Below are 4,468 nucleotides of genomic sequence, written 5' to 3' on the forward strand. Positions count from 1 at the left end.
GCTGAGGAGCATCGCGCAAGCGATGCTCCTCGAAGGATGGCCGCAGGCGACGCCTGTGCAACGACCATCCTTCGAGACGCAAGCCATCGCCTGCGGGCGAAGGCTTGCTCCTCGGGATGAGGAGTCAGAGTGCTTGGAAACAAGAAGTTTCTTGGAATCGCTCGGCTCACACGCTCGACTGGTCGGCGGCAGGCCGCCGATTCGTCGCCAGATGGCGCCACTTCGCTTGCATTGCTCCAACATTGAGCCCATGTTGCGATTTTGCAATTTTGGGTGGTGTGCCATGCTAATGCTGGTGAAAAGCCATCCAAAGCTCGCGCGACTGATCCTGTCCACCATCGTCACAGCAGCTTTGTTCGCCGCAATCGCGCGGGGCCTTGCTCCATGAGGGTGGAAAGGTAGGAAGTTTTCGGCCATCGGGCGCACTGATCGGCTGGTTCGGCAGCGGCAGCCGCCTAAGCGAGACTCCGCGAGCCGGCAGAGATGAGAAGCGTCCGGATGAAACGCGATACTACACTCTACTGCCGACACTGCGCCGGTGGAGTGGCTTTCGTAGGCTACACCGCACACCTCTCATTGCCCTCTCATCGCACTGGCCTTCGTGTCGGGACACGCGGCCAGACCCATCGACAGAGATACCGCCGCCAGTGAAGCCGGCGGTCGTCCAGCTCAAAGACAGATGTAAAGATAAAATGAATCGTGCCTGACGCGGTCAGGCAACTGCGCTTCCAGACATCAGCAAGCACGTCGAGGCGCCCGCGAGTTCGCCCAAGCTGCCTTTAGGCCGCCGCCTTGGGCTGTGCGCGCTCATAAAACGCCGCCTGATGCTCCGCGGCTTCCGACGTCTGATAGCCGACCAGACGAACAAATGTCTGCGGATGCATGTCGTAGCCGTGCGAACCGAACGAGGCCTGCTGCGACATCGGGCCTTGCGCCGGAACTGGTGCGTTCCGTCGGAACGCACTGAGGTCCGAGCCCGCCTTGTCGACATGTCTGTTGAGGGCACTCATGGTAGCTCCCCTTTTTATGATGGTATGATCGACGCCTGGCCGAGAGAGCATGATCATTATAGGCCGATGACGCTGCAAAGCAATTGAGCCGGATCAACCGGGTGCTTTTTCGGCCAGCCGCTTGCGCCGGGGCTGTTCCACCAATCGGGCATAGCAGCGCCGGATTCCGCCCGTCACGTTTCTCGCGCCTGCAGTTTCCTTGTCGGTCGCATTTGCGGAAAGCCCGAGTCCACCGATCGGGTCGCACCCCGAGGGCATGCCTTTCCCGAAAATGCTCTAGGCGCGCTTCCTTTGCAGCGGCCACCAATGCCGGATCATCGCCTGGCGCGTCGCCAGATGGCCGGAAGGCCGGTAGGCCTCGGGCAGCGCCTGCTCGAGCCGCTCGACCGCATAGGCCACCGCCATCGCGTGCTCCTCGCCCTCGAAGCGCAGCGTTTCGATCGCGCGATCGTTCGGCATCATCTTCTTGAATCCGAGATGCGCGAGCGCAGCGAGGTGCAGCAACTGATCGACCGGCAGATCGATGCGGATCCGGTCCGGTCGCGCCGACAACTTCTCCCGGCAGGCCTCATAGCCCCTGCGCCAGCAGGCGGCGCCGACGGCGTCGCCGAAACCCCACAACCCCGCCTCGAAGCGCTTGATGTTCTGCTCGCAGGAGGTCGAGCGCGCGAACGTCCGCAGCGCGTCGAGCGCCTTGGCGACGTCTTCGGGCAGCGGACGGCCGACGCTTTCATAGTGAGAGCCGATGCCGCGCACGACCTCGACGGCCGCCGCCTCCATGCCGTCGAGCCGGCCCTTGATGAAATAAGATCGCGCGGCGGACCAGGACGCGGCGAACAACAGAATGAGCAGGACGATAATGACGACCAGGATATCCATGCACGCGCCCCATCAGCAACCAACGCGACGCCCGGCCTGAGTATCAACCGCGAACGTCGAGCGTTGCCGATGGCATCGGCCGCTTGTCGGTCATCCCGACAGGCGCGTGTTCCCCAAGAACTGCGATCATTGCAGCTCATGGTTACCCGCCCGTATATTTGCCTTGCCGTAGCTTTACGGGCGACGCCCGTTGCCGCCCGCCTTCGGCGCGGAGCCGCCGCTCTGAGCGGCCCGGTCCGGCCCGCTGGACTTATTGCGAGGTCATCCAGGCGCGCGCCTCGCGCTGGGCCGCTGCGATCTCGACATCCGACATCAGTTCGGCGAGCTCGCGGCGTCTCTGGATCGCGTCAGCGTGGCCCTTCAAGGCGGCGAGATTGAACCATTTATGCGCGGCGACGAGATTGACGACGCCCGAGCGCCCGCTTGCCCAGTACAGCCCGCGCTCGAACAGCACGTCCGGAATCGCGGTCGCGTCCACTGGAATTGCGCTGTCCAGATCGATGATCCCCTGAAACATCTTCGGTCTCCTTTTTATTGTCCTGTCTTGTTGTCTTGTTTTTTGCCGCCCTGCTTCCGAGCGCGGCCCCGATCCACTCGTCCAAACGCCCGCGCCGTTGACCGGCTTGTTGGGCCGATCATGGCCGATCAAATTTGAAAGGCAGTTTAACGATCGCAATGAACGGTCTGTAAACGCCAAGGCTGCAACCGTGCGGAGCGCCCGCTGCGCGGCTGTTTGATTGGGGCTTTTCCGGTTCGAGGGCGGGGCGGTTAACCCCGGCTTCGGCATACCGGCAATCGGCGCGGCACCGATCTGTCAGGGTCCGGTCCCAGCCAGCCCTGACGTTGTTTCGCGTCCTACCCCAGGGAGCCGTTCTCACCTCATGCCGCAGAGACGGGTGACACCACCCGGTTCACACACCGCAGCGTCGAGGTTTGCATCGAGCCTTCGCGTGAGTTTTTCTCACATCATGCGGGAGTTTTTGCTGGATTGTCCGGCTCAAATTCTGGAGATAGGTTCGTATCGAGATCAGTCCCGGTCGCCAAGACCGTGCGCAGAAGCGATCTGAACAGGAGACACGGGCAACATGGCGGGCGACACCAACCTTCGGGCTGGCCAGTGCCATTGCGGCGCGGTGCGTTTCGAGGTGACCCTCAGCGACGGCTTCAATTCGATCCGCCGCTGCACCTGCTCTTACTGCCGAATGCGAGGCGCCGTCGTCGTCATGGCGGAAATCGGTGGGCTTGAGGTCCTGCAGGGCGAGGATGCGTTAACGAGCTATCGCTTTCATACCGGATCAGCGCGGCACTTCTTCTGTTCTCGCTGCGGAATATACACACATCATCAACGGCGATCTAACCAGAACCTGTATGCCGTAAATGTGGCCTGCCTGGACGGGGTGAGCCCATTCGATTTCGCCGAGGTGCCTGTCATGGATGGCGTCAATCATACCAACGACACCGGCAGGCCAACGCGTCGAGCAGGCACACTCCGCTTCATACCGGCTGACTAACTCTCGCCGTCAGCCGATGGCTGCCCGGCAATGCTCTCGCATGGAAGCTGACGTCTTTGCGGACTTCGATGCCGCCGCGTGCGAAGCGATGCGCCTTGACATCGGTGCCGGCGATGGCCGCCGCGTCACCGGCCCCCCGGCCTTGGCCAGCGCGGCCAGCATCGCTCGCGAGATTCGGCAGAGGATCGCTGGGAACGATGGCTTGGAAGAGGCTGCCTTGAGGGAAGCTGCCTTGAGGGAAGCTGCCTTGGGAAAAGCTGCCTTGGGGAAATGTGCCTTGGCGGATGATGTCTTTGGCAGAGCGATACGCCGGGCGGCGCCGCGGTTCCAGCCAAGGCTGGAACGAGGGCGTCGGCGAACACGTCAGGACCAGATTTCAACCGAGGCAACCGACCGCCGCTGAAACTGCGGACCTCGCTTGGTCCGCACCGAACGAAGAAAACTGGTTTCTTCTGCCGGACCGGCATCGAAGGCGCGAAGCGCTTTTCGAAAGTTCGATCCAGCCGTTTGACCTGATGTCTCGCCGACACCCTCTTTCGTCGATCGGAACCTGCCGGATCATCTCGCCTCGAGATGCGAACCGAGAGGCTCGAACCAGGAGACATCAACCGAGGTTCCAATGACGCGCCGGCATCAATCAGCCGGCGATCTTGTCAAGCGAGCTTACTTCTTCTTCTTGGCGACCTTGCGGGTCTTCTTCGCAGTCTTCTTCACTGCGCTCTTCGCTTTCTTCGCCTTCTTAGCTTTCTTCGCCATGTGGCCCTCCTAATCAAGTGAGATGGCTTAATCGCTGCGTGCACTCGGGAATCGACATGCACGTCATTCCGAATACACCAACGCACTGAAAAAAACAGCGTCTCGCTTAAGGAAGTGTTGATGCAGCGATGTGCTTGCGCGCGCGGCGCTTCTCGCGACGATCGCATCACGCGCGCGAACGACCGCGCGAGAAACGCCCGAAAGATCGACATTGTCGATTGTCAATATCGCAGGAAACGCCTGCGCCGCAGGGATATTCGCAATTCAAAAATGATGTTCGCGAAGCGGGCGCGAAGCGTTGATGAGTCGCCG

General features: G+C 61.5%; 6 protein-coding genes. 3 read left to right on the forward strand and 3 right to left on the reverse strand.

Annotation, left to right across the window (positions count from 1 at the left end):
• On the forward strand, positions 1-388 hold a 388-nt coding region (locus WCB02_RS07510), incomplete at its 5' end, for a hypothetical protein (protein ID WP_423957209.1).
• 391 nt (positions 389-779) lie between these two features.
• Here the strand turns inward: WCB02_RS07510 and WCB02_RS07515 are convergent.
• The 3 genes from WCB02_RS07515 to WCB02_RS07525 all read right to left on the reverse strand — a co-directional run bounded on the left by WCB02_RS07515 (position 780) and on the right by WCB02_RS07525 (position 2,406).
• On the reverse strand, positions 780-1,010 hold the full coding sequence (locus WCB02_RS07515) for a hypothetical protein (protein WP_423957211.1): 231 nt from the start codon (positions 1,008-1,010) through the stop codon (positions 780-782).
• Between the two features lie 276 nt (positions 1,011-1,286).
• The gene (locus WCB02_RS07520; RefSeq protein ID WP_423957212.1) at positions 1,287-1,889 is read right to left on the reverse strand and encodes a hypothetical protein; all 603 of its coding nucleotides are present in this window, start codon (positions 1,887-1,889) and stop codon (positions 1,287-1,289) included.
• Positions 1,890-2,139: 250 nt separating this feature from the next.
• Entirely contained in the window at positions 2,140-2,406 is a 267-nt protein-coding gene (locus WCB02_RS07525; protein ID WP_423957214.1) for a hypothetical protein, read from the reverse strand.
• Between the two features lie 568 nt (positions 2,407-2,974).
• On the opposite strand from WCB02_RS07525, the gene WCB02_RS07530 reads away from it, so the two are divergent.
• Together WCB02_RS07530 and WCB02_RS07535 are read left to right on the forward strand one after the other, a co-directional pair.
• Complete coding sequence (locus tag WCB02_RS07530) at positions 2,975-3,400, forward strand: GFA family protein (RefSeq protein WP_423957215.1); 426 nt, start codon at positions 2,975-2,977, stop codon at positions 3,398-3,400.
• Positions 3,401-4,270: 870 nt separating this feature from the next.
• Positions 4,271-4,468, forward strand: a 198-nt coding sequence (locus tag WCB02_RS07535) for a hypothetical protein (RefSeq protein WP_423957217.1), incomplete at its 3' end; no start/stop codon positions are given.

The organism is Bradyrhizobium sp. (assembly GCF_049581145.1).
In the GTDB taxonomy this organism is placed as follows: Bacteria; Pseudomonadota; Alphaproteobacteria; order Rhizobiales; family Xanthobacteraceae; genus Bradyrhizobium.